Below are 24591 nucleotides of genomic sequence, written 5' to 3' on the forward strand. Positions count from 1 at the left end.
ACCTCGAGGTCCTGCGCGACCACCCGCTCACCACCCGCCGCTACTACCGGCGGATCGACTACTGAGCTAGCCTGCTCCGTCAGACGTCCTACAAGTTGGCGCAGTGGAGAGAGACGGCGTGACGCGATGATCGCATCCAATCCTGAGAACGAGCCCGTCCCTGAAGGCGGCGGTCTGCCCGGCATCTGCCTGGTCGGCAACCTCAACCTCGACCTGATCATCCGCGGCGTCGAGACGCTGCCGGTGTGGGGGCAGGAGATCGCCGGCAGCAGCCACACGACCGTCACCTCCGGGCAGGGCGGCTACGTCGGCCTCGGGCTCGCGAAGATGGGCCTGCGGGTCGACGCGATCGCCAACGTCGGCGACGACGCGGAGGGCCGCGGGATCCTCGCCGAGCTGCAGGCGGCCGGCATCGGCACGGCCGGCGTCGAGGTCAGACCGGGAACCGCCACCGGCATCACCGTCGGGCTCGTGCGACCCGACGGCGAGCGCGCCTTCGTCTCGCACTTCGCCTCGCTCGGGGAGATGGACGAGGCGCTGGTCGAGCGACAGTGGCAGACCGCCCGCGCCAATCCGGTCGTCTGCCTCGTCGGCCTCTTCTCGCTTCCCGGCCTCGACCCGGACGCGGCCGGGCGGATCCTGGCGCGCGCCCAGCAGGAGGGCCGCCACACGGTGCTCGACACCGGCTGGGACCCGGACGGCTGGAGCGCCGAGACGGTCGCCGGCGTGCGCGCCGCGCTGCAGCACGTGGACGTCTTCCTGCCCAACCTCGACGAGGCGTCGGTCATCAGCGGCGAGACGGACCCGCTCGCGGCCGCTCGCGCGCTGCAGCAGGACGGCCCGTCGCTCGTCGTCGTCAAGTGCGGCGCCGACGGCAGCGTCGCCGTCGACGGCGAGCACGTCGCGACGACGAGCGCGACCACGGTCGACGTCGTCGACGCGGTCGGCGCCGGCGACGCCTTCGACGCCGCCTTCCTCTTCGCCCATCTGTCCGGATGGGCGCTCGAACCGGCGCTCGCCTTCGGCAGCGCGGCCGCCGGCATCCACGTCTCGCGCGCGAGCGACCGTCACGCGACGCCCTCCGAGGCGCACGCCGCGGCCGCCGAGCTGGGCGTCGCGCTGCCACCCCTTTCCCCCCGACCCACAGCCCCAAGAGGCGGGCAACGCCAGTGATCGACTTCCACACCCACCCTGTCCAGGTCGCCGACCTGTTCGACGACGACCCGACGCTGACGCGCGCCGTCCAGGACGTCTTCGGCCTCTGGATGTCCCCGCAGCCGCTGCGGACCTACGAGCTGCACATCGAGGAGGCCGGCGCCGACAAGGCCGTCGCCGTCCCGCTCGACTGCACCACCGCGCACGGCATGACGGTCGTCTCCAACGCGCAGATCGCCCGCCTGATGGAGCTGACCGACAAGGCGATCGGCTTCGCCTCGGTCGACCCGCGCGACCCCGGCGCGCCCCAGAGGCTGGAGCACGCCGTCAGCGAGTACGGTCTCAAGGGCCTCAAGCTCGACCCGGCGCTGCAGCAGTTCGACGTCGCCGATCCCGACACCGCCTTCCCCGTCTACCAGGCGGCGCAGGAGCTGGGGATCCCGCTGCTGATCGACTGCGGCCTGAGCTGGGCCCCGAAGGGACGCGCGGAGCTGGCGCGGCCGCTCGCGCTGGAGCCGGCGATCCACGCCTTCCCGGAGCTGCAGATCGTGATCTCGCACTTCGCCTGGCCGTGGATCGAGGAGGCGGTCGCGCTCGCGGTCAAGCACCGCAACGTCCATCTCGAGACGTCGATCCTGTACAGCGGCACCCCGCCGGAGTCGCTCCGACACGCGCTCGACCGCGTCGGCCTCGACCTGCTCGACCGCAGCCTCCACGCGCAGGTCGTGTTCGGCTCCGACTACCCGCGCGTCGACCCCAAGCGGGTTGCCGACGGCGTCCGCAGACTCGGCCTGCGGCCGGCGCTGGAGCGCAAGATCTTCAACGACAACGCAGCCCGGCTGCTGAGACTGGAGGTCGCGGTCGCATGAGATCCCAGGTGATCCGCTTCGGCGTCCAGACGACCGGCGACACGCAGGTGATCGACATCACCGAGCGCGTGAAGGAGATGGTCCGCGAGAGCGGCGCGCAGAACGGCCAGGCGCTCGTGATGACGCTCCACACGACGACGGCGATCACCGTCAACGAGGGGCTGCCCGACCTCGAGGACGACATCGTCGAGCTGCTCGAGGAGCTGGCGCCGGCGGAGAGAAACTACCGCCACGCGCGCTTTCTCCACTCGGACGGGCAGATGGCCGTCAACGCGCCCTCGCACCTGCGCGGCGCGCTGCTCGGCTTCCAGTGCCTCTTCCCGATCGCCGACGGCGAGCTGGTGATGGGCGGCCGCCAGACGATCTACTTCGTCGAGCTCGACGGCCCGCTCTACCGCGAGGCGATCGTCCAGGTGATGGCCGCATGACCGCCGGCGAGCGCACACCGCTGCTGGAGGCGCGCGGCGTCGTCAAGAGCTTCGGCCGCGTGCGCGCGCTGCGCGGCGCGAACTTCACCGTCTTCCCCGGCGAGGTCGTCGCGCTCGTCGGCGACAACGGCGCCGGCAAGAGCACGCTTGTGAAGACGCTCGCCGGCGTCCACAGCCCCGACGAGGGGCAGCTGCTCGTCGACGGCGAGCCCGTCGACTTCAACTCGCCGGTCGACGCTCGCGCGCACGGCATCGAGGTCGTCTACCAGGACCTCGCGCTCGCGGCCGAGCTGCCGCCCGCAGCCAACCTCTACCTCGGCCGCGAGCTGATGCGCAGAGGGCTGCTCGGCAAGCTCGGCTTCATCGACGACAAGGCGATGAAGCGCGCGGGCGACAGATCGTTCCACGACCTCGGCGTCCGCATCCAGGACACGAACGCCGCCGTCGCGGCGATGTCCGGCGGCCAGCGCCAGGGCGTCGCGGTCGCGCGGGCGGTCATGTGGGCCGACCGCGTCGTCTTCATGGACGAGCCGACGGCCGCGCTCGGCGTCGTGCAGACGCGCAACGTGCTGGACCTGATCCTGCGCGTCCGCGAGCGCGGCATCGCGGTCGTCCTGATCAGCCACAACATGCCCGAGGTGCTCGAGGTCGCCGACCGCGTCGAGGTCCTGCGCCTCGGCCGCCGGGTCGCCCGCTTCGAGCGCGGCAACGTGACGATGGAGGAGATCGTGGGCGCGATGACGGGCGCGATCGAGCACAAGGAGAACCACGCATGAGCGCGCCCGCCGAGTCGATCGCCGCGCCCGACGACGACCTCGACGGCGCGCAGCAGCAGCCGTGGTGGGCGAAGCTCGTCGGCGGCTCCAGCATCTGGATCGGCCTGATCCTCGTCGGCCTGATCGCTGCCTTCGCGATCGTCGAGCCGAGCAGCTTCGTCTCGATCGCGAACGCCCGCAACATCTCGACCGACGCCGCGATCCTGCTGGTGCTGGCGACCGGGCAGACGTTCGTCATCATCACCGCCGGCATCGACCTGTCGGTCGGCTCGGTGCTCGTCTTCGCGGGGGTGATGTCGGCCAAGGCGATGGACTGGGTCGGCGGCGACGGCACCGGCACGATCGTCGTCGGCCTGATCTCGGCGCTGTTCTTCGGCGGCGTCTGGGGCTGGGTCAACGGCTTCCTGATCGCGAAGGCGAACATCACGCCGCTGATCGTCACGCTCGGCACCTTCGGGATGGCGCTCGGCGCCGCGCTCGTGATCACCGGCGGCATCGACGAGCGCGAGATCCCCTACGACCTGATCGACACCGTCGGCACCGGCCGCCTCTTCGGCGAGGTCCCGTGGCTGGTCGTGATCGCACTGGTCGTCGCGGCGCTGTTCGGGGTGCTGCTGGCGAAGACGCGCTTCGGCCGCTTCACCTACGCCGTCGGCTCCAACGCCGAGGCGGCGCGGCGCGCCGGCATCGGCGTCGACCGCCACCTGATCAAGGTCTACATGGTCGCGGGCACGCTCGCGGGCCTGGCCGGCTGGCTGTCGCTGGCACGCTTCGGCACGACGACGATCGGCGGCCACTCGACCGACAACCTGCAGTCGATCACGGCTGTCGTGATCGGCGGCACGAGCCTCTTCGGCGGCATCGGCTCGATCCTCGGAACGGTCTTCGGCGTCTTCATCCCGGCGGTGCTGCAGAACGGCTTCGTGATCACCGGCGTGCAGCCGTTCTGGCAGCAGATCGCGGTCGGCGCGGTGCTGATCGCGGCCGTCTACCTCGACCAGCTGCGGCGCAGCCGCAACCGATGAGCGCAGCGGCCGACAGCACGCGGCGGCTGCTGCCGCCGCAGGCGCCGCCGACGGCGGGCGAGCTGCTGGCGCGCTTCGCGGCGCGCGAGCAGTCGCCGGTCGAGGTCGCGCGCGAGACGCTCGCGCGGATCGCGGCGACCGACGGCGAGCTGCACGCCTTCAGCTTCCTCGACGAGGAGGCGGTGCTGGCGGCCGCGCGCACGAGCGAGCGGCGCTGGGCGACCGGTGAGCCGCGCGGTCTGCTCGAGGGCGTGCCGGTCGCGGTCAAGGACGTCGACCCGCAGGCCGACGCGCCCAACCGGCTCGGCTTCCAGGCCGACGACGAGCGCGCCCATCCGCAGGAGGACGGCTCCGTGGTGGCCGCGCTGCGCCGCCACGGTGCCGTCCTGAGCGGTCGCACGACCGTGCCGCAGCTCGGCTGGAAGGGCGTCACCGACGGCCCCGGCCGCGCGCCGACGCGCAACCCGCACGACCTCTCGCGCACCGCCGGCGGCTCCTCGGGCGGCAGCGCGGCGGCGGTCGCGGCCGGCTGCCTGCCGCTCGCGACCGGCACCGACGGCGGCGGCTCGGTCCGCATCCCGGCCGCCTGCTGCGGCCTGGTCGGGATCAAGCCGACCTTCGGCCGCGTCGCGCAGTGGCCGCCGTCCGGCGTCGGCATGCTCGGCCACACCGGGCCGATCGCGCGGACCGTCGCCGACGCGGCGCTGCTGCTCGACGTGCTGGCGGAGCGCGACCCGCGCGAGGCGGCGAGCCTGCCCGCTCTGCCGCGGCCGTATCGCGAGCAGCTCGGCGGCGGCGTCGCCGGGCTGCGGATCGCGGTCTCCACGACGCTCGGCTTCGCCGACGGCGTCGCGCCCGAGGCGATCGCGCCGCTGCTGGAGGCGGCCGCCGCGCTCGGGGAGCTGGGCGCCCACGTCGAGCAGGTCGACCCGCCGCTCGGCGACCCGCGCGAGCTGTTCGCGCGCTTGTGGGAGACGTCGATGGCGGCGATCGCGGCCGACCTGCCGGCGGCGTGGAACGAAGAGCTGCAGGACGGGCTGCGGGCGACGATCGAGCGCGGCCGCGAGCGGGACGCGGTCGCGCTCGCGCGCGCGGAGCTGGAGCGGATGCGGCTCGGCGCGGCGATGGGCCTCTTCCACGAGCAGTGGGACCTGCTGCTGACGCCGGCGCTGGCGGTGCCGCCGTTCGCGGCCGGGCAGGACATGCCCGGCGGCTGGCCGGCGGCTGCCGGCTGGCCCGCGTGGACCCCCTTCACGTGGCCGTTCAACCTGACGCAGCAACCGGCGCTGACGCTCCCCTGGGGCGCCACCGCCGACGGACTTCCACTCGGACTGCAGCTCGTCGGCGCACGCCATGACGAGCCCGTTGTCCTGCGCGCGGCGGCGGCCCTGGAGGAGAGCCGCCGCGGCGTTCGCTGATCGAATCGAAAGGGACGGAGATGGTGCACCAGTCACGCACGCGACGGCACGTGGTGGGCCGCGCATCGGTGGCGCTGATGGCGGCCGCGGCGACCTTCGCGGTCGCCGGCTGCGGCAGCAGCGACGACAGCTCGAGCGGCACGTCCGCGAACGGCGGAGACGGCTCGGCGAGCGGCAAGAAGATCACGCTCGTGACGGGCGTGAAGGGCGACGAGTTCTACATCACGATGGCGTGCGGGGCGCAGAGAGAGGCCGACAGGCTCGGCGTTCAGCTCGACGTCCAGTCGCCGGACGAGTTCGACCCTTCCAAGCAGACGCCGATCGTCAACGCCGTCGCGGCCGCCAAGCCCGACGCGCTGCTGATCGCGCCGACCGACCAGTCGGCGCTCTACGCGCCGATCAAGCAGATCGCCGACGCCGGCTCGAAGATCGTCCTCGTCGACACGACGCTGGAGAACTCCGACGTCGCCGTCTCGCAGATCGCGACCGACAACCGCGCCGGCGGCAAGGAGGCGGCAAGAGCGCTCGCCGATCTGATCGGTGGCAGCGGCAAGGTGCTGCTGCTCGGATTCAGAGCGGGCGTCTCGACCGACGACCTGCGCGGCCAGGGCTTCAGAGAGGGAGCCGAGGAGCTGGGCCTGGAGCTGGTCGGCACCGAGTACAGCGACAACAAGCCGGAGAAGGCGGCCTCGATCGTCAAGGCGGCGCTGGCGCGCGACCCCGACCTCAAGGGCGTGTTCGCGACCAACTCGTTCGCCTCCGAGGGCGCGGCGACCGGCCTGCGCGAGGCCGACGCCCAGGACCAGGTCAGAATCGTCGGCTTCGACGCCGGCCCGGTGCAGGTCGACCAGCTCAGACAGAACCTCGTGCAGGCGCTGATCGCGCAGCAGTCGGCGGAGATCGGCCGGCTCGGTGTCGAGCAGGCGGTCAACGCGCTCGAGGGCAGAGCCGTCGAGGCGAGAATCGGCACCGGCTCGACGACGATCACGCGTGACAACATCGACTCGCCGGAGGCGAGAGCGGCGATGGACAAGCGCGAGTGCTGAGGCGCCCATGGACGTAAGATGTCCAACATGAGCATCGAGACGCGCGACAGACGATCGGTCGTTGTTCAGTTGCGTGACGCGCTGCGCGAGCTGATCGAGGAGATGGAGCCGGGCGACCGGCTTCCGTCCGAGAACGAACTGGTCGCGCGCTTCGGCGTCGCGCGCGGGACGATCCGCGAGTCGCTGAAGCTGATCGAGCAGGACGGGCTGGTCGACGTGCAGCACGGGCGCGGCCGCTTCGTCTCGGCGGTCGCCGACCTCGGCGTCAACCGGCCGATCACGCGCTTCGAGGGCGTCACGGAGATGCTGCGCGCGCTCGGCTTCGCGCCGAAGACGAGGCTGCTGCTGGCGGAGCGCGCCGGCGCCGACGAGGAAGAGGCGCAGGCGCTCGGGATCGAGGTCGGCGACGACGTCGTGCGCCTGGCGCGCCTGCGCATGAACGGCAGGCAGCCGCTGGTGCTGTCGATCAACGCGTTCCGCGCCGACCTGCTCGGCGAGGACGACGTCGGCGACCACGACTTCTCCGGCTCGCTGCACGCGTGGCTGTCGGAGCGGGGCGCGGCGCCGGTCTCGTCGGCGGCGCGGATCCAGGCGGTGCCGCTGGAGGAGCCGTGGAGGGAGACGGTCGGTGAGCCGGCCGCCTCGGGCGCCTGGCTGCTGACCTCGGAGCGCTGCTTCGACGTCGGCGGGGCGGTCGTGCTGTTCTCGCGCGACTTCCACCGCGGCGACGTCTTCAGCTTCCACGTCGTCCGCCGCCGGGCGGACTGAGCGGCAGCGAAGTCGGGTCGAAAGACCTTGACTTCGTCACCGCTCGAAGTAACTTGTTAGACGTCTGGCGTCCGACCTCCTGGGGAGAGAGGTGACGTCGATGCACGATCGGTTCACTCACGGAGGTAATGATGGGAATTGCGCGTCGCGGCATCAGCACCAAGCCGCTGGCCGTCCTTGGCGTCGCCGCGAGCTGTCTCGCGTTCGCCGCCTGCGGCTCGGACTCCGATTCGGACTCGAGCTCGACGAGCACCGCCGCGAGCGGTGCGACCGGAACCACCGCTGCCGGCAGCGCCGCCGGCAAGAAGGTCGCGTACGTCCCCGCCGCGGCGGGCGACATCTTCTACATCACGGTCCAGTGCGGGATCGAGACCGAGGCGCAGAGACTGGGCCTCGAGGTGACGACGCAGGCACCCGAGAGATTCGAGGCGCCGGCGCAGACGCAGACGCTCAACTCGGTCAGTGCGACCAGCCCCGACGCGCTGATCGTGGCGCCCGCCGACGACACCGCGATGTTCGCGCCGATCAAGCAGATCGCCGACGGCGGCGCGAAGATCGTCACCGTCGACCAGCGGCTCAAGCAGGCCGACATCGTCAGCTCCGAGATCTTCGGCAACAACGAGGCCGGCGGCGCTGCCGCGGCCGAGTTCCTCGCCGACAGACTCGGCAGAGGCGCGAAGGTGCTGCTCGTCAACAACAAGCCGGGCGTCTCCTCGACCGACGCGCGCGGCAAGGGCTTCATGGAACGCGCCGAGGAGCTGGGCCTCGACGTCGTCAGCCAGGAGTACGGCGAGAACGACCCCGTCAGAGTCGCCTCGATCGTGACCGCCACGCTCGCCAAGAACAGCGACCTCAGAGGCATCTTCAGCACCCAGGGCTACGGCGCGATCGGCGCGATCAACGGCCTCAAGGCGCAGAACGCCGTCGGCAGAGTGCTGCTCGTCGGCTACGACTCGTGGGACAAGGAGATCGAGGCGCTGAAGGACGGCCAGATGCAGGCGATAGTGGCGACTCCGCCGCGCGAGGTCGGCGTCGCGGCGATCCAGAACGTCGCCGCCGCGCTGGAGGGCGGCGAGCCGCAGAAGGAGGTCTCGATCGACCCGATCACGATCACCGAGGAGAACGTCGACTCCGCCGAGGTGAGAGCGGCGACGCTCGTCGAGAAGTGCTGATGGGGACGCTGCTCGGGATCGACGTCGGCGGCACCTTCACCGACGTCGTCCTCTACGACGACGCGACGGGTCGCACGCTCGTCGACAAGGTCAGCTCGACGCCGTCGCGCCCCGGCGACGGCGTCCTGGCAGGGATCCGCAAGCTGCGCGACGTCCACGGGGTGGACGTCGCGGGGCTGGCGATGTTCACGCACGGGTCGACCGTCGCCACCAACGCGCTGCTGGAGCACAAGCTGCCGCGCACCGCGCTGGTGGTGACGGAGGGCTTCCGCGACGTGCTCGAGATCGGCGACCAGCGCCGCGCCGACCCGTTCGACCTGACCGTCGGCAAGCCGGCGCCGCTGATCGCGCGCGACCTCGTCGTCGAGGCGGGCGAGCGCGTCGACCGCGCGGGCGGGATCGTGCGCCCGCTCTCCGAGCAGGAGATCGAGCGGGTGGTGGAAGCCGTCGCGGCGCTCGACGTCGCAGCGGTCGCCGTCTGCCTGCTGTTCAGCTTCATGGAGCCGGAGCACGAGCGCCGGCTCGGCGCCGCGCTGCGCGAGCGGCTGCCGCACGTCGCGGTCACGCTCAGCAGCGATGTCTGCCCGGAGATCAAGGAGTACGCACGCGCCTCCACGACGGCGATCGCGGCGGCGCTGCAGCCGCTCGTCGCCGGCTACCTGGCCGAGATGCGCGCCGGCCTCGCCGACGAGCGGGTGACCGCGCCGCTGAACGTGATGCAGTCCTCCGGCGGGGTGATGACGGCCGACGAGGCCGCCGCCAACGCCCACCGGATGATCCTCTCGGGACCGGCCGGCGGCGTGATCGCGGCGGCACGGCTGGCGCGCACGCCGGCCTATCGCAACCAGATCACGTTCGACATGGGCGGCACCTCGACCGACATCTGCCTGATCGCCGACGGCAGACCGCGGCTGGAGCGGGAGTCGAGCTTCGAGGGCCGGCCGGTGAAGGTGCCGCAGGTCGGCATCCACACGATCGGCGCCGGCGGCGGCTCGCTCGCCTCCGTCGACGCCGGCGGCGGCGTGCACGTCGGCCCGGAGTCGTCGGGCGCGCAGCCGGGGCCGGCTTGTTACGGCCGCGGCGGGACCCGTCCGACGACGACCGACGCCCAGCTCGTGCTCGGCCGGCTCGCGCCCGACCGCTTCCTCGGCGGCGAGATGACGCTCGACGTCGAGGCGGCGCGCGCGGCGATCGAGCAGCACGTCGCGACGCCGCTCGGCGTCGACGTCGTCGCGGCGGCCGCGGGGATCCTCGACGTCGCCGACGCGGTGATGGCGCGCGGCGTCCGCGTCGTGTCGGTCAACCGCGGCTACGACCCGCGCGACTTCGTGCTCGTCGCCTACGGCGGCGCCGGCGGGATGCACGCGGCCGGCGTCGCGCGGCTGACCGACGTCTCCGCCGTCGTCGTGCCGCGCGCGACCGGCGCCTTCTCCGCCTACGGGCTCGTCAGCGCCGATCTGCGGCAGGATCTCTCGCAGGCGGTCGAGCAGGCGCTCGACGCGGTCGACGAGCGCGTGCTGGAGGCGGCTTTCAAAGCGCTGGAGGAGCGTGCCGCCGCGCGTCTGCGCGCGGGCGACGGGCCGCTCTCGGAGATCGCTTTCGAGCGCAGCGCGCGCGTCCGCTACGCGTGGCAGGACAACGCGGTCGAGGTGCCGCTGCCGGCCGGCCGCGCGATCGACGCCGAGCTGCTGAAGCTGCTCGCCGCCGGCTTCCACGCCGCGCATGACCGCGAGTTCGGCCACAGCAACCCGGCCGACCGCACCGAGCTGGTCGCGCTCGCCGTCGCCGCCGTCGGCCGCCTGCCGCGCGCGAGCGCGGCGCCGGCCGGGGCGGAGGTCGTCGCGGAAGGGGCGGGCAGCGCGCCGGAGCCGGCGAGCACGCGCAGAGCGTGGTTCCACGAGAGCGGCTGGACCGACCTCGCCGTCTACGAGCGCGGCGCGCTGCGCCCCGGCCAGCAGGCCGCCGGCCCGGCCGTCGTCGAGGAGCGCGAGGCGACGACGATCGTCCCGCCCGGCGCCGCCTTCGCGGTCGATGCCGATGCCAACCTGCTGCTGTCCTACGGAGAGGAGCCGCGATGACCGCGACCGCTGCCGACGCCTTCACGACCGAGGTCGTCCGTCACGCGCTCGACACGGTCGCGGAGGAGATGCGCACGTCGCTGCACCGCACCGCGATGACGGTCGCGGTGAAGGACATGCTCGACTACTCGTGCGCGCTGTTCGACGCGCGCGGGCGCCTGCTGGCGACCGCACTCGACCTGCCGACGCTGCTGGCGTCGATGGGGCCGGCGCTGCGGGCGGCGATCGACAAGTGGGGCGACGAGTTCGCCGCGGGCGACGTGCTGATGTCCAACCACCCGTATCAGGGCGGCGTCCACACCTCCGACATCAACGTCTTCGTGCCGGTCTTCCACGGCGACGCGTTGATCGCCTTCGCGGGCACCGTCGCGCACCACTCCGACTGGGGCGGGCGGCTGCCGGGCACCTGCTCGCACTCGAACCTGTCGGTCTTCGAAGAGGGCGTCATGTATCCCTCCGTGAAGCTGGAGGAGGGCGGTCGGCCGAACAGGTCGCTCTACGACACGATCGCCGCCAACGTCCGCAACCCGGCGCTCAACCTCGGCGACCTGCGCGCGCAGATCGCCGCCGCCCGCACGGGCGAGCGCGGCCTGCTGCGGATCGTCGAGAAGTACGGCTCAGGCGCGCTGACGGAGGTCGTCGAAGGGCTGATCGCGCATGCCGCTCGTCGCACGCGGCAGGAGATCGCGGCGATGCCCGACGGCGTCTACGAGGCGGAGGGCTTCCTCGACGACGACGGCGTCACGCGCGGCGAGCCGGTGCGGATCCACGTCCGCGCGACGATCGCCGGCGAGCGGATCGCGATCGACCTGTCGGGCAGCGCCGCGCAGCGGTCGAGCGGGATGAACTGCCCGTTGTCGACGACGCTCTCCGACGTCCACTACGCGGTCCGCTGCCTGATGCCGGCCGACGTCCCGTTCAACGAGGGCTGCCTCGAGCCGGTCACGCTGACGGTGCCGCACGGGAACCTCTTCAATCCGAGGTTCCCGGCCGCGACGAGCGACCGCCATCACACCTCGCAGCGGCTCAACGACGTGCTCACGCGCGCGCTCGTGCAGGCGCTGCCGGAGCGCGGCTCGGCCGGCTGGTACGTCGGCTGGCCGGCGCTGATCTGCGAGACGCAGTCGCCGAAGACCGGCGACCGCGCGGTGCTGCTGGCGCAGGTCGCCGGCGGGGCCGGCGCCAACGCCGTCCGCGATGGCGCCGACGCGCTCGACGTGCACGGCGCCAACTGCGCGATCGTGCCGGCCGAGACGGTCGAGATGAACTACGCGCTGCGGGTCGAGCGCTACCAGCTGCGGCAGGACTCCGGCGGCGCCGGGCTGCGCCGCGGCGGGCTCGGGATCCGCGCCGACTACCGCATCCTCGGCGACGAGGAGGTCTTCTTCATCGTCGAGGCGGAGCAGGGCGATCCGCGCTTCGCGCCGCCGGGGCTCGACGGCGGCGCGCCCGGCGCGGTCGGCGGGCTGGTGCGGATCCGTGACGGCGTCGAAGAGGTGATGGAGGGCAAGACCGAGTTCAGCGGCCGGCCCGGCGACGTCGTCTCGATGCGCGCCGGCGGCGGAGGCGGCATCGGCGACCCGCGCGCGCGACCGCATGAGGCCGTCGCCGACGACGTGCGGCGCGGGCTCGTCTCGCCCTCCGCTGCCGCCGACGACTACGGGCTCTCGGCATGAGCGACGGGGCGATCGCCGCCGAGCGGGTGCTGTGGCGGGCGCAGGCGCCGGTCTCGGCGCCTGCCCCGCCGCTGCGCGGCGACGCGGATGCCGACGTCGCGATCGTCGGCGGCGGCTACGTCGGCCTGTGGACGGCGATCCGGATCAAGCAGCGCGATCCGGCCGCCGACGTCGTCGTGATCGAGCGCGAGCAGTGCGGCGCCGGCGCCTCCGGCCGCAACGGCGGCCAGGCGCACGGCTGGTGGCGCCAGCTGTCGATCCTGACCGAGCTGTGCGGCGCCGAGGAGGCGCTGCGGCTGGTGCGCGCCGCCGACGCGGCCCTGGAGGAGATCGGCGCGCTCGACGCGAGCGGCGAGCTGTCGTGCGACTTCGCTCGCAGCGGTCTCCACTGGACCGCGACGACACCGGCCCAGGTCGGCGCCTGGGAGGAGACGGTCGCGCACGTCGAGCGCAACGGCGGTGAGCAGGTCTTCCAGCGGCTGACGCAGGAGGAGCTGTGGGCGCGCACCGGCTCGCGCGCCCACCTCGCCGGCGTGCTCGAGCGCCCGGCCGCGGCGGTCCATCCCGGCAAGCTCGCGCGCGGCCTGCGCGAGCGCGCGCTGGCGCTCGGCGTGCGGCTGCACGAGGGCACCGCGATGGTCGCGCTCGAACGCGGCGGCTCCGGCACCTCCGCGGCCGACGCTCCCGCGGGTGCCGGCGCGATCGTCGTGACGCCGCACGGCCGCCTCCGCGCCCGCAGGGTCGTGCTCGCGACGAACGCGTGGGCGATCGCTGACGCGCGCCTGCGGCAGCGGCTCTACGTCGTCTCCTCCCAGGTCGTCGCGACGGCGCCGGTCCCCGAGCGGCTGGCCGCGCTCGGCCTCGGCCCCGACCTCCGCATCCACGACTCGCAGGACCGCGTCCTCTACTACGGCACCACGCGCGACCTGCGCTTCGTGCTCGGTCGCGGCGGCGGCAGCGTCGCGCTCGGGTCCCGCCTCGGCGCGGGCTTCGCCGACTCGGAGCGGTGGGCGGCGGATGCGGCGAGCGAGCTGCGGCGGCTCTACCCGACGCTCGCCGACGTCCCGCTGGAGCGCCACTGGGCCGGCCCGGTCGACCGCACGACCTCGGGCCTGCCGCTGCTCGGCCGCCTCGACGCACGCGGCGACGTGCTCGTCGGACTCGGCTGGAGCGGCACCGGGATCGTGCAGGCGGCCGTCGGCGGAGACGTGCTGGCGAGCCTCGCGCTCGGACTCGACGACGAGTGGAGCCGCAGCGCCCTCGTCGACGCGCCGGTCGCGCGGCGGCTGCCGCCGGAGCCGCTGCGCTGGCTCGGCGCGCAGCTCGTGCGCGGCGCGGTCGTGCGCGTCGGCCGCGCGCAGCTCGCCGCGCGCGAGCCGCATCGCGTCGTTCGCGCGCTCGCCGGCCTCGTCCCGCGCGGGCCCGACCGGCGACGCTAGGCCCGTCTGCCCCAGCGCTGCAGCAGCATCCCGGAGGACAGCACGTCGCAGTCGATCAGCGACAGCGTGCGCGCGTGCGGCGCGTCCTCCGGGAAGAGGCGGCGGCCGGAGCCGAGCACGACCGGGAAGACCATCAGCCGCAGCTCGTCGACGAGGTCGCGGCGCAGCAGCTCGCGCGCGAGCGTGCGGCTGCCGGCGACGAGGATCGAGCCGTCGTGTCTGGCCTTGATCTCGGCGACCGCGGCGGCGACGTCGCCGCCGACGACCGTCGTGTTGTTCCACTCCGGATCTCTCAGCGTCGAGGAGACGACGTACTTCGGCATCTCGTTCATCTTCTTCGCGAAGCCGCCCTCGTCGTCGGGGCCCTCGCGCTCGGGCCAGGCGGAGGCGAAGCTCTCGTAGGTCGTGCGGCCGATCAGCTGCGCCTCGGCCGCCTCCAGCTCGTCGCTCTTGAAGGCGCCCGCTCTCGGGTCCTCGAACCACGGTCTGCCGTTCTCGTCCGTGAAGGCGAAGGTCCAGCCGGCGTGGGCGTAGCCCGGCTCGCCGCCCGGCGACTCGATCACGCCGTCGATGCTGATGAACTCGGTGACGGTGATGGTTCCCATGGTGTCGCTCCTCGCTCGCGTTCCGCGTCGGTGTCGATGCCAAGACGGCGGCGGCCCGCCGAACTCATCGCGGCCGCTCAGCTCCGTGCGCGCGTGAGCGCGTCGGCCAGCGCCAGCGCCAGCGCTGCCGCGACGAACGCCGCGATGCTGACGAGGCCGTGGCGGAAGGCGGCGGCGAAGTCGCCGTCGTCGCCGAGCGCGCCGTAGAAGATGCTGCCGGTGACGGCGATCCCGGCCGCCGAGCCGATCCGCTGGCCGGTCTGCAGGAAGCCGCCGGCGCTGCCCGCGCGCCGCACCGGCACCTCGTTCAGCGTCAGCGTCTGGTTGGGCGAGATCACCAGCCCGCCGCCGAGGCCGGCGAGCAGCAGCGGCAGCGCCGTCCACAGCCCGACCTCGTGGCCGGGATGGGCCTCGACCGCGAGCCACACCCCGGCGATCCCGGCGATCACGAGCGCCAGCCCGAACGCGACCAGCGAGCGGCCGCGTCTCAAGACGTGCCGGCTGCCGAGCGCGGCGGTCAGCGCGCCGCCGACGGCGAACGGCGTCGCCGCCAGGCCGGCCTTCCAGGCCGGGTAGCCGAGGCCGATCTGGAGGTACTGGGTGAGGATGAAGAAGGTCGCGGTGAAGCCGGCGAAGTAGAGCACGCCGACGCCGGTCCCGAGCACGTAGGAGCGGATCTGGAAGAGGTCGAGGCTGACGACCGGCTCGCGCGTGCGGCCGTAGCGGCGCTCGTGCCAGACCCACACGAGCAGCAGCACGGCAGCGACGCCGAACAGCGCCGGCCGCAGCGGGGAATGCCACGAGCGCTGCTCGACGAACGGCACCAGCAGGCAGACGACGGCGGCGCCGAGCAGCACGACGCCGACCGGGTCCAGCGACGCGCGCCCGCACTCCTCGCGCGGCGGCGGCGCCGGCAGGTAGCGGCGCGCGAGCACAAGCGCGAGCAGGCCGACCGGGACGTTGACGAAGAAGACCGCGCGCCAGCCCTCGCCGCTGCCGAACAGCGCGATCAGCGCGCCGCCGAGCAGCGGGCCGACCGCGGTCGAGATGCCGACGACGGTGCCGAACCAGCCGAACGCCTTGCCGCGCTCCTCGCCGCGGAAGAGGTCCTGGATCGTGCCGCTGACCTGCGGCGTGATGAGGCCGCCGGCGAAGCCCTGCAGCAGCCGCGCGATCACGAGCGCGATCGCCGACGGCGCCAGCCCGCAGGCGACGCTCGCGAGCACGAACAGCGCGACGCCGGTCATGAAGACCGGCCGCCGGCCGCGCGCGTCGCCGAGGCGGCCGGCCGGCACCAGCAGCAGCCCGAGCGTCAGCGCGTAGCCGGAGACGATCCACTGCAGCTCGTTGTCGTTGGCGCCGAGGCCCGACTGGACGCTCGGCAGCGCGACGTTGACGATCGAGACGTCGAGCAGCGTCATGAAGCCCGCGACGAGACAGACGGCGAGCGCCTTCCAGCGGTCGGGATGGGGCGCTTGCTCGGACACGCTCTCACTGTGCCCTACGCCCCGGTCCCGTCAACGGGTCATCTGCGTCTCGCGCCCGCCTTCAGCGCCGCTCTGGAGAAGGCCGACAGCTTCAGCGAGCCCCAGCCGCTGGCCGGGTCGTAGCCTCTCTTGGCGGAGTAGACGCCGGCCGGCGAGCCGCCGCCGGCATCTCTCGGGACCGCGACGTTGACGTCGTTGTTCCCGGTCACGACGTCGCGCAGGACGCTCGCGCGCTTCCCGCTCGTCGCGAGCGAGTACAGCAGCGGGTTGAGGAAGCCGACCGGCTGCTGCCCGTGGCGGCGCGCCTCCTGCGTCATCAGCAGCGAGCCGACGGCGGTCAGCGGCGCGGCGGCGCTGGTGCCGCCGACCGTCATCCAGCCGCCCTGGCAGACGTCTCTGCCGGGCGCGGTGCAGTAGAGCGCGTAGCCGGGCAGCTCGTCGGCGAGCGCGGCGACGTCCGGCACGACGCGCGTGATCCCGCGCGGGCCGCTGGTCGTGCGGCCGAGCGGCTGCTGGTACCAGGGGCGGTCGATCATCACCGAGAGACCGCCGCCGCCACCGGTGACGCCGCCGAGCGGGGTGTCGTTCCAGACGACCTCGTTCGTGATCTTGTTGGCCGCGTCGAGCGTCACGTTGGTGCCGCCGACGGCGGTCACGTACGGCAGCGCCGCGGGCAGCGAGACGGCTGGGACGAACGTCGGCGCGCCGTCGCTGGAGCAGCCGGCCTCGCCCTGGTCGCCGGAGGAGGCGAAGACGCCGATGCCGGCGCCGGCCGCGACCGCGAAGACGTCGCTCATCGCGCGCACGCTGACGACGTTGCCGCCGACGAGCGGCTCGCAGATGCCGAGCGAGATCGAGATCACGTCCGGCTTCGGTCTGCCCGCGCGCAGCGCCGCGACCGCCGACTTCAGCAGCGACGCCTCGTCGGACGGCGAGGCGTAGATGTCGATCGCGCCGAGCCGCGGCGCGAGGCCGACCAGCACCGACAGGTCGAGCGTCGTCTCGTCGCCCGGCGCCGGCATTCTCTTCATGTCGATCGGCGTCTGCGAGATCGGCGGCACCTTCGAGCCGAAGCAGCTCGCGAACGTCTCGATGTCGCTGCGCTTGAAGCCGTCGGTCTCCATCAGCGCGACGCGCATTCTCTCTCCGCGCAGGCCGCGCTTGTGGAGCGCGTCGAAGCCGTAGGCGGCGCCGTACTGGTTCGGCGTGAAGCCGTTCAGCTGGATGATCTCGGTGCGCTCGGTGTTGAGCGCGAGCGGCGTGTTGGCGCCGACGCCGGCGGCGCAGCCGGCCGCTCTGCCGCTGTGGACTCTGGCGCTGCCGAAGTATCTGGTGAGGATCGCCTGCGCCTCTCTGGCGGGCAGCACGTACGGGTTCTGCGGCGTCGCCTGCTCAGGCGTCGGCGCGTTGGAGGAGCGGCCGCGCGGCGCCCGCGGCTCCAGCAGCGCGGCGCCCGTGACGGTGCCGCGCAGCGCCTGCGGGACCGGCAGCGCGGCGTCGCGCGGGCCGGCCGCGGCGGCGAGCGCCTGCGTGCCGACGGCCGTGCGCACGGCGGCCGCGGGGCCGCTGACGATCGCGAACGTCCCCGACGGCCCGGTCTCGGCGCTGAGGCCGGCGGCGCGCGCCCACGCGGCGACGGCGGTGCGCTCGCGTCTGCCGGCGCCGTATCTGGCGGCGATCCGCTCGACTGTCAGGTATCTGCGGTAGCGCGGCGAGGCCGGGTCGGTGACGGAGCGGACGAAGGCGTGCAGCGCCGGCCGCTCGCGATACTGCAGCAGGATCTCGACCTGCTGCGGGATCGCGCGGCTTCTGGCGGCGGTCGCGTCGGCGCTGGCGGCGTCGGCGGCGGCCGGTGCGGCGAGCGCGGTGGCAGCGGCGAGGAACGGGAGCGTCTTGCGGATCATGCGGTCTCCGGGGCGAACAGGGCGGCGCGGGGCGCCGTTGCGGGGGTTGGAGCGTGCTCGTGCCATGTCCGAGTTGATCGAACGAACTGCCCTCGATCTGAACCGCCGATGTCAGCGGTTTGCCGCAGTCTTGGCGCGATTGTCGGCTCACCGCGCCGGTATCGGGAGCTTTGGTGAGCATTGGCACTCTGGCAAGAAGTCTTGACAGAATTGGCCGTGCCGCCGTACGGTGCGCGTCATGCGCCGTCTCCTGCTGCTCGCGCTCGCCTGCTGCGCGGTCGTTCCCGCGCCTGCCGCCGCGACCTCGTTCCGCAACCCCGTGCTGCCGCAGGCGGCCGACGGCGAGGACAGCCCCGACCCGTGGATCTTCCGCGCCAGGGGCCGCTACTGGCTGACGTACACGAGCAGCGACGAGATCGAGCTGCGCAGCGCCGCGACGCTCGCCGCCCTCGCCGACGCGCGCCCGCGCAGGCTGTGGCCGCGGGCCGGGGCGAGCGAGCCGCGCGAGCGCTGCTGCCAGCTGTGGGCGCCGGAGATCCACCGCGCCGGCAGCCGCTGGTATCTCTACTACGCCGCCGCCGGACCGGACGGCGCCGGACCCGCGACGCACGCGCTCCACGTGCTGGAGAGCGCGGGCGACGACCCGGCCGGGCCGTACCGGATGAAGGGGAGGCTGGCGCTGCCGCAGGCGTACGCGATCGACGGCACGGTCGCGCGCATCGGCGGGCGCTGGTGGCTGCTCTACTCGGGCGGCGCCGGCTTCGCGCCCGCGTCGCTGTGGCTCGCGCCGCTGTCGAACCCGTGGACGGTCGCCGGCCCTCCGCTGGAGATCTCGCGGCCGGAGCTGCCGTGGGAGCGGGTCGCGTTCGCGATCGAGGAGGGGCCGGAGGTGCTGCTGCACGACGGCACGCTCAACGTCGTCTACTCGGCCAGCTGGTGCGGGACCGGCGCCTATGCGCTCGGGCTGCTGAGCGTGCCGGTGCGCGCGAACCTGCTCGACCCGGCGACGTGGGCGAGCGCGAAGCGGCCGCAGCCGATCTTCGCCGCGGATGCCGGCGCGGGCGTCTTCGGCCCCGGCCACGGCTCCTTCTTCAGCTCGCCCGACGGCCGCGAGAGCTGGATGGTCTACCACGCGACCGAGACCGACGCCGGCTGCTTCACCGGCGGCCTGCGCACCACGCGCGCGCAGCGGATCGGCTGGAACGCCGACGGCACCCCGCGCCTCGGAACGCCCGCCGCGCTCTCGAGCGATCTCGACGCCCCGAGCGGCGACGGCACGGTCGCCGTGCAGGTCGAGGACGCGCTGCCGGCCGGCGCAGGCGGGCGCCGCGTCGAGGACCGGCGCCTCGTCGGCTACGCGGGCGTGGCGGTGCGGCTGCGCGGGCGGGCTGGCGTCACGCCGCCGCTGCGGGTGCGGATCGCGCGCGGCGGGCGCTTCAGCGCGACGTTGCGCTGGGTCGACGGGGGTCGGGGCGACGACGGTGGTGCGGGCGTGGCAGGCGGGCGCGTCGCCGTCCGCCGGCTGGGCGTCGTCCGTCTGCGGCGCGGTGTCGCGGTGCTGCGCCCGCGGCTCGGCGGCGGCGCGCGCACGGTGACGCTCGACCAGCTGCGGCTGGAGCGCGCGCCTACGCGGCCGGCGCGGTGAAGGCCGCGACGAAGAGGTCGACGAGCGTCGTCACGATCGCCTCGGTGGCTGGCGGGTCGTCGCTCGTGAAGCAGTCGGTCAGCAGGCCGTCGACGGCGCCGCCGAGCGCCATCGCCGTCAGCGCGTGGTCGCGCTGCGGCAGCGCGCCGCTGCCGGCGAGCAGATCGGCCTCGCGCTCGATCAGCTGCGCGAAGCCGCGCAGCGCGGCACGGCGGTGGCGTTCGAGGTCGAGGCTGACGCCGACGATCTCCAGGTAGGTGACGCGCGCGCCGCGCGCGTTCGCGAGCTGCGTCTCGACGAAGGCGCGCAGGCCGGTCTCGACACGGCCGCGCGGGTCCGCGGGCGCATCCTCCAGCGCCGCCGCGACCGCCGTCGCGAGCAGCTCCATGTGGCGGTCGTAGACGGCTCGCAGCAGCTCCTCGCGGGTCGCGAAGCTCTCGTAGAAGTAGCGCGGGTTGAGTCTCGTCGCGGCGCACAGCGACTCGATCGAGACGTTGCCGTAGCCGCGCGTGCCGAACAGCTCCAGTCCGGCGGCGAGCAGCCGCTCGCGCCGCTCCGCCCGCCGCTCCTCGGCGCTGCGGCCGCCGTATCGCTGCCCGGTCGCCATCGCCCGGCGGAGTCTACGGCCCGCTCCCGCGAGCCGGCCTCTGCGAGCGCGCGGGTCGTCGCCCGGAGATTCTGGAAAGACCTCTTGACAGAATCCTCGCGGGCGGCGTACGGTGCGGCGCATGCGCACCGTCACGCCGCTTGCCACCGCCCTCGCCGCGCTCGCGCTCGCCGTCGTCCCCGGCGCCGCGCGCGCCGCCGAGCCGCCGAGCTGCGACGCGCTCGCCGGCGGCACCGTCAACGCGATCGACGCCGTCCCGTGGGCGCAGATCCCCGCGGCCGGCTCGCTGCGCCAGTGGCCGGCGGCGCCGGCCGGGCTGCTGCCGGCGCGCGTCGACCTGCGCGGCGCGACCGAGAGCTTCAACCAGCGCTACCAGTTCGCCACACGCGGTGGACAGCTGTACGTCGCCGAGCGCGCCGGCAGCGCCGCGCCCGCCACCGCCGACTGGCGTGCGCTGCCGCTGCCCGGCTGCTTCGCCGGCCGCGTCGCGTCGATCTCCGCCGACGACGACGAGCTGATCGCGATCGACCGCGACCGCCGCGTCTTCACGCTCGACAACGCGCTCAAGGGCCCCGACCTCTTCAACTGGTCCAAGCGCTGGGGCCCGCCGCTGTGGACGGGACCGGGGCGCAGGCTGCCCGGCCGGGTCGTGGCCTGGTCGTGGTCGGTGCTGTCGCCGGCCGAGGACAGGACCTGGACCGACGTCGGCGGCACCAGGCATCCGGTCGGCGAGCGCAAGGTCTCGCACATCTGGGCGCTGCGCGACGGCGGCCGGCGGATGACGTTCATGGACCCGTGGCTGCCCGACGACGACAGCTACGAGATGTGCGGCCCGTACCGCTCGCGCTTCCGCGCGGTGAACCTGTCCGCCAGCGGCTCGCAGATCTTCGTGATCGGCGCCCACGGCGACCTCTTCACGCGCCTCTACGACTTCGATCTCGCCGGCCACGACGAGGTCTTCCTCAGATACGTCTACGCGCGGACCGCGCCGGTCGACGGCGTCGCGCCGATCGAGCTGCCGGCGCCGGCGTGGGTCCGCCAGCCGAAGGTGCCGGGCACGATCACGAGCGCGATCGGCATCGAGAAGAGCGGCGTCGGCGCGCGTGACGCGATCCTGCGCGTCGAGGGCCGGCGCGGCGCGCGCACCGGCTACTGGGAGAAGCGGCTGCTGGCGCGCTCCGCGCGGGCGTGGAGATTCCATGCCGGCGGGCGCCCGCTGCAGGGCCGCGTGCTCGACAACCCGCAGCGCGACAGCTCCCGCAGCGGCCTCGCGCCGCGCGCCGAGGACGTCCGCTTCAGCGGCGCGCCTGACGTGCTGCGGCGCGTCACCGTCGCGGACTTCAACGTCCACTGCACGCCCGCGCGGCTGACCGTCGCCGCCGGCCGCGCGACCGTCGCCCTGCGCCTCCACAGCGTCGACGCGCTGCGCCAGGTCGCCCGCGCCCGCGGCCTCGACGCCGACCCGCGCGCGCTGTACGGGACGATCGAGGTCCCGCCGGCCGTGCGCGCCCGCGCCGCGACGCTGCCGCCGGCGCTGCGCGCGCTCCTGCGCGGCCCGCTGCACGGCCGCTACACGAAGGTGAGCGTGACGGCGACGACGCGCGAGCTGACGATCGGCGACGGCGGCGCGCTCGATTGGAGGCTGACGCGATGAGCGCGCTCGCCGCACCGCTGGCGGCCGTCACCGAGGCGACGCGCGAGGCCGAGTCGATCCTGCGCGACGGCTCGACCTTCCAGTGGTCGACGGTCGCGCTGCTGGCGCTCGTCGTCTACGTCTACACCGTCGAGGTCGAGCGGCGGCGCTGGGACATCGTGCTCGCCGGGCTCGCCTTCTGGCTGATGGACGGCTTCAACGAGATGGTCAATTCAGCGGTGCTGCACCTCAGCGGCACCTCAGCGCTGTGGACCGTCACCGGTGACACGAGCTTCCTGATCCTGATCGGCCTCAACATCGAGATCAGCTTCCTCTTCCTCGTCGCCGGCGTCGCCTTCGTCAAGCAGCTGCCGCAGGACCGCACGCTGCGGATCCTCGGCGTCCCCAACCGCCTCCTGTTCGTCTTCGTCTTCTCCTGCGTCTGCGTCGCGGTCGAGGTGCTGCTGGTCAGAACCGGCTCCTTCCACTGGCACTACTGGTGGTGGAACTGGCCGTGCGTCCCGCTGATAATCCTGTTCGGCTACATGACCTTCTTCGGGATCGCGGCGAAGGTCTTCGACATGGGCAGCGACCACCGCGGCCAGCTCCGCATCGTCGGGGCGCTGGCCGCGGTCGACCTCATCGTCCTGCTGGCACTCGCGCTCGCCGGCTGGCTCTGAGGCGGCTGCCGCGCCCGCCGAGGCCGGGCCAGAAGGCGGCCCGGCCGGCGAGCGCGGTCAGCGCCGGCACCAGCAGCGTCGAGACGACGAAGGCGGCGATCAGGATCCCGAGCGCCATCGCGAAGCCCATCTGCTTCGTCGCCGCCGCCGGGTCGATCGCGAGCGTGCCGAAGGAGGCGGCGAGGATCAGGCCGGCGGCGCCGATCGCGGGCGCGGCGTGGCGCACCGCGTGGGCGACCGCGTCGCGCGGCGAGCGGCCGGCGCGCAGCTCCTCGCGCAGCCGCGCCGACATCAGGATGTTGTAGTCGGTGCCGAGCGCGACGACGAACAGGAACAGCACCAGCGGCATCGTGAAGACGACCCCGGGCCGGCCGGCGCCGTGCTGGAAGACGAGCGTCACCAGCCCCAGCGTCGCGGCGAACTCCAGCGCCACCGCGGCGAGCAGGTAGAGCGGCGCGACGACGCTGCGCAGCAGCACGACGAGGATCAGCGCGATCAGCGCGGCGGCGACCGGGAAGATCAGCTTCAGGTCGTGGTCGATCGAGTCGCCGACGTCGGCGAAGACGGCCGCGTTGCCGCCGACGAGCGCCGTCGTGCCGGGCGGCGCCGCCTCGTGCGCCGCCGTCCGCAGCGGCCCGCGCACGGTCGCCATCGCCGCCTCGCTCGTCGAGCTGTCGCGCAGCACGACCGCGAGCTGCGCCGCACCGCCGTCGCGTGACAGCTGCGGCGCGCCGACGGAGGCGACGCCGGGCACCGTTCTCAGCCGCGCCTGCAGCGGCGCCAGCTCGGCGGCGGTCAGCGGCTCGCCGGGCGCGGCCTTCACGAGCACCGTCTGCGGGTCGGTCGCGCCGTCGGAGAGCGCGGTCGAGATCCGCTGCTCGACGCGCGCGGCCGGCGTGTCGTCGGGGCCGCTGCCGAGGTCGTAGCTGTTCTTCGTCGTGAGCGCGACCGCGGCGCAGGCGCCGAGCACGGCGACGCAGCCGAGCGCGACCGCGCCGGGGCGCGCGGCGATCCGCTCGCCGAGCCGCGCCGCGAAGCCGTCCTCGCGCGGCGCCAGCCACGCCTTCGAGGGCCAGAACAGCCCGCGCCCGCAGATCGCCAGCAGCGCCGGCATCAGCGTCAGGCCGGCGAGCAGCATCACCGCGACGGAGATCGCGATCGCCGGGCCGAGCACCTGGAACTGGCCGAACTGCGCCAGCGCGAGCGTCGCGAAGGCGGCGATCACGGCGAGCGCGGCGGAGGCGATCACCTCGCCGACGCTGCGCGCCGCGGCGGCCGCCGCCGGCTTGCGCGCATCACCCGCGCGCAGCCGCTCACGCACGCGGAAGATCAGGAAGAGGAAGTAGTCGACGCCGATGCCGATCAGCACCGCCGGGATCAGCGACGGCGTGCCGGGATCGACCTTGACGTCGAGCAGCCAGGCGCCGACGCCGATCAGGCCGACCGCGCCGCCGCCGACGAGCGAGACCGCCAGCAGCGGCACGAGCGCCGCCAGCAGGCCGCGGAAGAAGATCAGGTTGAGCACGACGATCGCGCCCATCAACAGAACGCCCTCGACCATCCCGAGCGTCTCCGTCGCTCTCGCCGTGTCCAGCTCCGTCGCGACGCCGCCGGTGAAGCCGACGCGCAGCCCGTCGGCGCGCAGCTCGCGCTGGGCGTGCGCGCGCAGCTGCGCGAAGGCGTCCTGCACGACCGAGTCGGTCGCGTTGCCGTGGAAGCCGACCTCCAGCAGCTCGATCCGCCCGCCGTCGGCGCGCGCGCCGGGCGTCGCGGAGACGACGCGCGTCGCGCGCTGGGCGTCGCTGAGGCCGAGGATCAGCTCGGCGTCGCGCTCGATCGGCGTCCAGTCCGGTCTCCACGCGGGCAGCCTGCGCGCGACCGCGGCGACGCGCGCCTGGTCGGCCGCCGTCAGCGCGCCGCCGTCGGCGCGCTCGACGAGCCCGCTGACCGGCGTGACGCCCTCGACGTGGCCGAAGGCGTCGCGCGCGAGCCGGGTCGCGCGGGCGGAGTCGGAGCTGGCCGGCAGGAAGCTGGCCTGGTCGTCGGTCACCTGGCCGGTCAGCTTCTCGCCGCCGACGATCGTCAGCGGCAGGGCGATGACGGCCCAGACGAGCACGACCCGCCAGGGGTGGTGGGCGACCCAGTCGCCGAGACGCTGCAGCATGGTGGACCTTCCTCAC

At 73.8% G+C, this 24591-nt stretch carries 20 protein-coding genes; 15 read left to right on the forward strand and 5 right to left on the reverse strand.

Going from position 1 to position 24591, the window contains the following annotated elements:
- The first annotated feature begins 126 nt into the window (after positions 1-126).
- The 12 genes from Q7L73_RS25085 (at position 127) to Q7L73_RS25140 (ending at position 13850) form a co-directional block, all read left to right on the forward strand.
- On the forward strand, positions 127-1173 hold the full coding sequence (locus Q7L73_RS25085) for a carbohydrate kinase family protein (protein WP_304694471.1): 1047 nt from the start codon (positions 127-129) through the stop codon (positions 1171-1173).
- Positions 1170-2024, forward strand: coding sequence for an amidohydrolase family protein (locus Q7L73_RS25090; protein ID WP_304694469.1), 855 nt, complete (start codon positions 1170-1172; stop codon positions 2022-2024). Before Q7L73_RS25085 ends, Q7L73_RS25090 begins: the two co-directional genes overlap by 4 nt.
- Positions 2021-2452, forward strand: coding sequence for a secondary thiamine-phosphate synthase enzyme YjbQ (locus tag Q7L73_RS25095; protein WP_304694467.1), 432 nt, complete (start codon positions 2021-2023; stop codon positions 2450-2452). Before Q7L73_RS25090 ends, Q7L73_RS25095 begins: the two co-directional genes overlap by 4 nt.
- A complete protein-coding gene (locus Q7L73_RS25100; protein WP_304694465.1) occupies positions 2449-3228 on the forward strand; it encodes an ATP-binding cassette domain-containing protein in 780 nt (259 codons plus the stop codon). The genes Q7L73_RS25095 and Q7L73_RS25100 overlap by 4 nt, the downstream gene beginning before the upstream one ends.
- Complete coding sequence (locus Q7L73_RS25105) at positions 3225-4253, forward strand: ABC transporter permease (RefSeq protein ID WP_304694463.1); 1029 nt, start codon at positions 3225-3227, stop codon at positions 4251-4253. The genes Q7L73_RS25100 and Q7L73_RS25105 overlap by 4 nt, the downstream gene beginning before the upstream one ends.
- Positions 4250-5671, forward strand: a complete 1422-nt coding sequence (locus Q7L73_RS25110) for an amidase (protein ID WP_304694461.1) — start codon at positions 4250-4252, stop codon at positions 5669-5671. Before Q7L73_RS25105 ends, Q7L73_RS25110 begins: the two co-directional genes overlap by 4 nt.
- 77 nt (positions 5672-5748) lie before the next feature.
- Positions 5749-6717 (forward strand): ABC transporter substrate-binding protein, encoded by a 969-nt coding sequence (locus Q7L73_RS25115; protein ID WP_304715702.1) that lies wholly within the window; start codon positions 5749-5751, stop codon positions 6715-6717.
- A gap of 27 nt (positions 6718-6744) precedes the next feature.
- Positions 6745-7485: a GntR family transcriptional regulator gene (locus tag Q7L73_RS25120; RefSeq protein WP_304694456.1), complete on the forward strand. Its 741-nt coding sequence runs from the start codon at positions 6745-6747 to the stop codon at positions 7483-7485.
- A 131-nt stretch (positions 7486-7616) separates the two neighbouring features.
- Entirely contained in the window at positions 7617-8657 is a 1041-nt protein-coding gene (locus Q7L73_RS25125) for a substrate-binding domain-containing protein (protein WP_304694455.1), read from the forward strand.
- On the forward strand, positions 8657-10735 hold the full coding sequence (locus Q7L73_RS25130; protein WP_304694453.1) for a hydantoinase/oxoprolinase family protein: 2079 nt from the start codon (positions 8657-8659) through the stop codon (positions 10733-10735). Before Q7L73_RS25125 ends, Q7L73_RS25130 begins: the two co-directional genes overlap by 1 nt.
- Complete coding sequence (locus tag Q7L73_RS25135; protein ID WP_304694451.1) at positions 10732-12411, forward strand: hydantoinase B/oxoprolinase family protein; 1680 nt, start codon at positions 10732-10734, stop codon at positions 12409-12411. The genes Q7L73_RS25130 and Q7L73_RS25135 overlap by 4 nt, the downstream gene beginning before the upstream one ends.
- On the forward strand, positions 12408-13850 hold the full coding sequence (locus Q7L73_RS25140; protein ID WP_304694449.1) for an FAD-binding oxidoreductase: 1443 nt from the start codon (positions 12408-12410) through the stop codon (positions 13848-13850). Before Q7L73_RS25135 ends, Q7L73_RS25140 begins: the two co-directional genes overlap by 4 nt.
- Here Q7L73_RS25140 and Q7L73_RS25145 read toward each other — a convergent pair.
- The 3 genes from Q7L73_RS25145 to Q7L73_RS25155 form a co-directional block, all read right to left on the reverse strand.
- On the reverse strand, positions 13847-14455 hold the full coding sequence (locus Q7L73_RS25145) for a dihydrofolate reductase family protein (RefSeq protein ID WP_304694447.1): 609 nt from the start codon (positions 14453-14455) through the stop codon (positions 13847-13849). The two genes, Q7L73_RS25140 and Q7L73_RS25145, sit on opposite strands and share 4 nt — an antisense overlap.
- 77 nt (positions 14456-14532) lie before the next feature.
- Positions 14533-15942, reverse strand: a complete 1410-nt coding sequence (locus tag Q7L73_RS25150; RefSeq protein WP_304694446.1) for an MFS transporter — start codon at positions 15940-15942, stop codon at positions 14533-14535.
- 38 nt (positions 15943-15980) lie between these two features.
- The gene (locus tag Q7L73_RS25155) at positions 15981-17912 is read right to left on the reverse strand and encodes a protease pro-enzyme activation domain-containing protein (protein WP_304694444.1); all 1932 of its coding nucleotides are present in this window, start codon (positions 17910-17912) and stop codon (positions 15981-15983) included.
- 172 nt (positions 17913-18084) lie between these two features.
- Between Q7L73_RS25155 and Q7L73_RS25160 the strand changes: the two genes are divergently transcribed.
- Complete coding sequence (locus tag Q7L73_RS25160; RefSeq protein ID WP_304694442.1) at positions 18085-19491, forward strand: glycoside hydrolase family 43 protein; 1407 nt, start codon at positions 18085-18087, stop codon at positions 19489-19491.
- Here Q7L73_RS25160 and Q7L73_RS25165 read toward each other — a convergent pair.
- Positions 19472-20098 (reverse strand): TetR/AcrR family transcriptional regulator, encoded by a 627-nt coding sequence (locus Q7L73_RS25165; RefSeq protein ID WP_304694440.1) that lies wholly within the window; start codon positions 20096-20098, stop codon positions 19472-19474. The genes Q7L73_RS25160 and Q7L73_RS25165 overlap by 20 nt on opposite strands.
- 121 nt (positions 20099-20219) lie before the next feature.
- On the opposite strand from Q7L73_RS25165, the gene Q7L73_RS25170 reads away from it, so the two are divergent.
- A complete protein-coding gene (locus Q7L73_RS25170) occupies positions 20220-21752 on the forward strand; it encodes a hypothetical protein (RefSeq protein WP_304694438.1) in 1533 nt (510 codons plus the stop codon).
- Positions 21749-22411: a hypothetical protein gene (locus tag Q7L73_RS25175; RefSeq protein ID WP_304694436.1), complete on the forward strand. Its 663-nt coding sequence runs from the start codon at positions 21749-21751 to the stop codon at positions 22409-22411. Before Q7L73_RS25170 ends, Q7L73_RS25175 begins: the two co-directional genes overlap by 4 nt.
- Here Q7L73_RS25175 and Q7L73_RS25180 read toward each other — a convergent pair.
- Positions 22371-24575, reverse strand: coding sequence for an MMPL family transporter (locus Q7L73_RS25180; protein ID WP_304694434.1), 2205 nt, complete (start codon positions 24573-24575; stop codon positions 22371-22373). The genes Q7L73_RS25175 and Q7L73_RS25180 overlap by 41 nt on opposite strands.
- Between the last annotated feature and the right edge of the window lie 16 nt (positions 24576-24591).

Origin of the sequence: Conexibacter sp. CPCC 205762, assembly GCF_030646155.1 — a bacterium.
Taxonomy (GTDB): domain Bacteria; phylum Actinomycetota; class Thermoleophilia; order Solirubrobacterales; family Solirubrobacteraceae; genus Conexibacter.

Excerpts from the sequence above, each read along its gene's own strand:
- Q7L73_RS25095 (WP_304694467.1), top strand. The coding sequence starts at position 2,021 with ATGAGATCCCAGGTGATCCGCTTCGGCGTCCAGACGACCGGCGACACG.
- Q7L73_RS25155 (WP_304694444.1), bottom strand. The coding sequence starts at position 17,912 with ATGGCACGAGCACGCTCCAACCCCCGCAACGGCGCCCCGCGCCGCCCT.
- Q7L73_RS25105 (WP_304694463.1), top strand. The coding sequence starts at position 3,225 with ATGAGCGCGCCCGCCGAGTCGATCGCCGCGCCCGACGACGACCTCGAC.
- Q7L73_RS25115 (WP_304715702.1), top strand. The coding sequence starts at position 5,749 with ATGGCGGCCGCGGCGACCTTCGCGGTCGCCGGCTGCGGCAGCAGCGAC.
- Q7L73_RS25085 (WP_304694471.1), top strand. The coding sequence starts at position 127 with ATGATCGCATCCAATCCTGAGAACGAGCCCGTCCCTGAAGGCGGCGGT.
- Q7L73_RS25165 (WP_304694440.1), bottom strand. The coding sequence starts at position 20,098 with ATGGCGACCGGGCAGCGATACGGCGGCCGCAGCGCCGAGGAGCGGCGG.
- Q7L73_RS25140 (WP_304694449.1), top strand. The coding sequence starts at position 12,408 with ATGAGCGACGGGGCGATCGCCGCCGAGCGGGTGCTGTGGCGGGCGCAG.
- Q7L73_RS25110 (WP_304694461.1), top strand. The coding sequence starts at position 4,250 with ATGAGCGCAGCGGCCGACAGCACGCGGCGGCTGCTGCCGCCGCAGGCG.
- Q7L73_RS25145 (WP_304694447.1), bottom strand. The coding sequence starts at position 14,455 with ATGGGAACCATCACCGTCACCGAGTTCATCAGCATCGACGGCGTGATC.
- Q7L73_RS25125 (WP_304694455.1), top strand. The coding sequence starts at position 7,617 with ATGGGAATTGCGCGTCGCGGCATCAGCACCAAGCCGCTGGCCGTCCTT.
- Q7L73_RS25180 (WP_304694434.1), bottom strand. The coding sequence starts at position 24,575 with ATGCTGCAGCGTCTCGGCGACTGGGTCGCCCACCACCCCTGGCGGGTC.
- Q7L73_RS25130 (WP_304694453.1), top strand. The coding sequence starts at position 8,657 with ATGGGGACGCTGCTCGGGATCGACGTCGGCGGCACCTTCACCGACGTC.
- Q7L73_RS25160 (WP_304694442.1), top strand. The coding sequence starts at position 18,085 with ATGCGCCGTCTCCTGCTGCTCGCGCTCGCCTGCTGCGCGGTCGTTCCC.
- Q7L73_RS25100 (WP_304694465.1), top strand. The coding sequence starts at position 2,449 with ATGACCGCCGGCGAGCGCACACCGCTGCTGGAGGCGCGCGGCGTCGTC.
- Q7L73_RS25170 (WP_304694438.1), top strand. The coding sequence starts at position 20,220 with ATGCGCACCGTCACGCCGCTTGCCACCGCCCTCGCCGCGCTCGCGCTC.
- Q7L73_RS25135 (WP_304694451.1), top strand. The coding sequence starts at position 10,732 with ATGACCGCGACCGCTGCCGACGCCTTCACGACCGAGGTCGTCCGTCAC.
- Q7L73_RS25175 (WP_304694436.1), top strand. The coding sequence starts at position 21,749 with ATGAGCGCGCTCGCCGCACCGCTGGCGGCCGTCACCGAGGCGACGCGC.
- Q7L73_RS25120 (WP_304694456.1), top strand. The coding sequence starts at position 6,745 with ATGAGCATCGAGACGCGCGACAGACGATCGGTCGTTGTTCAGTTGCGT.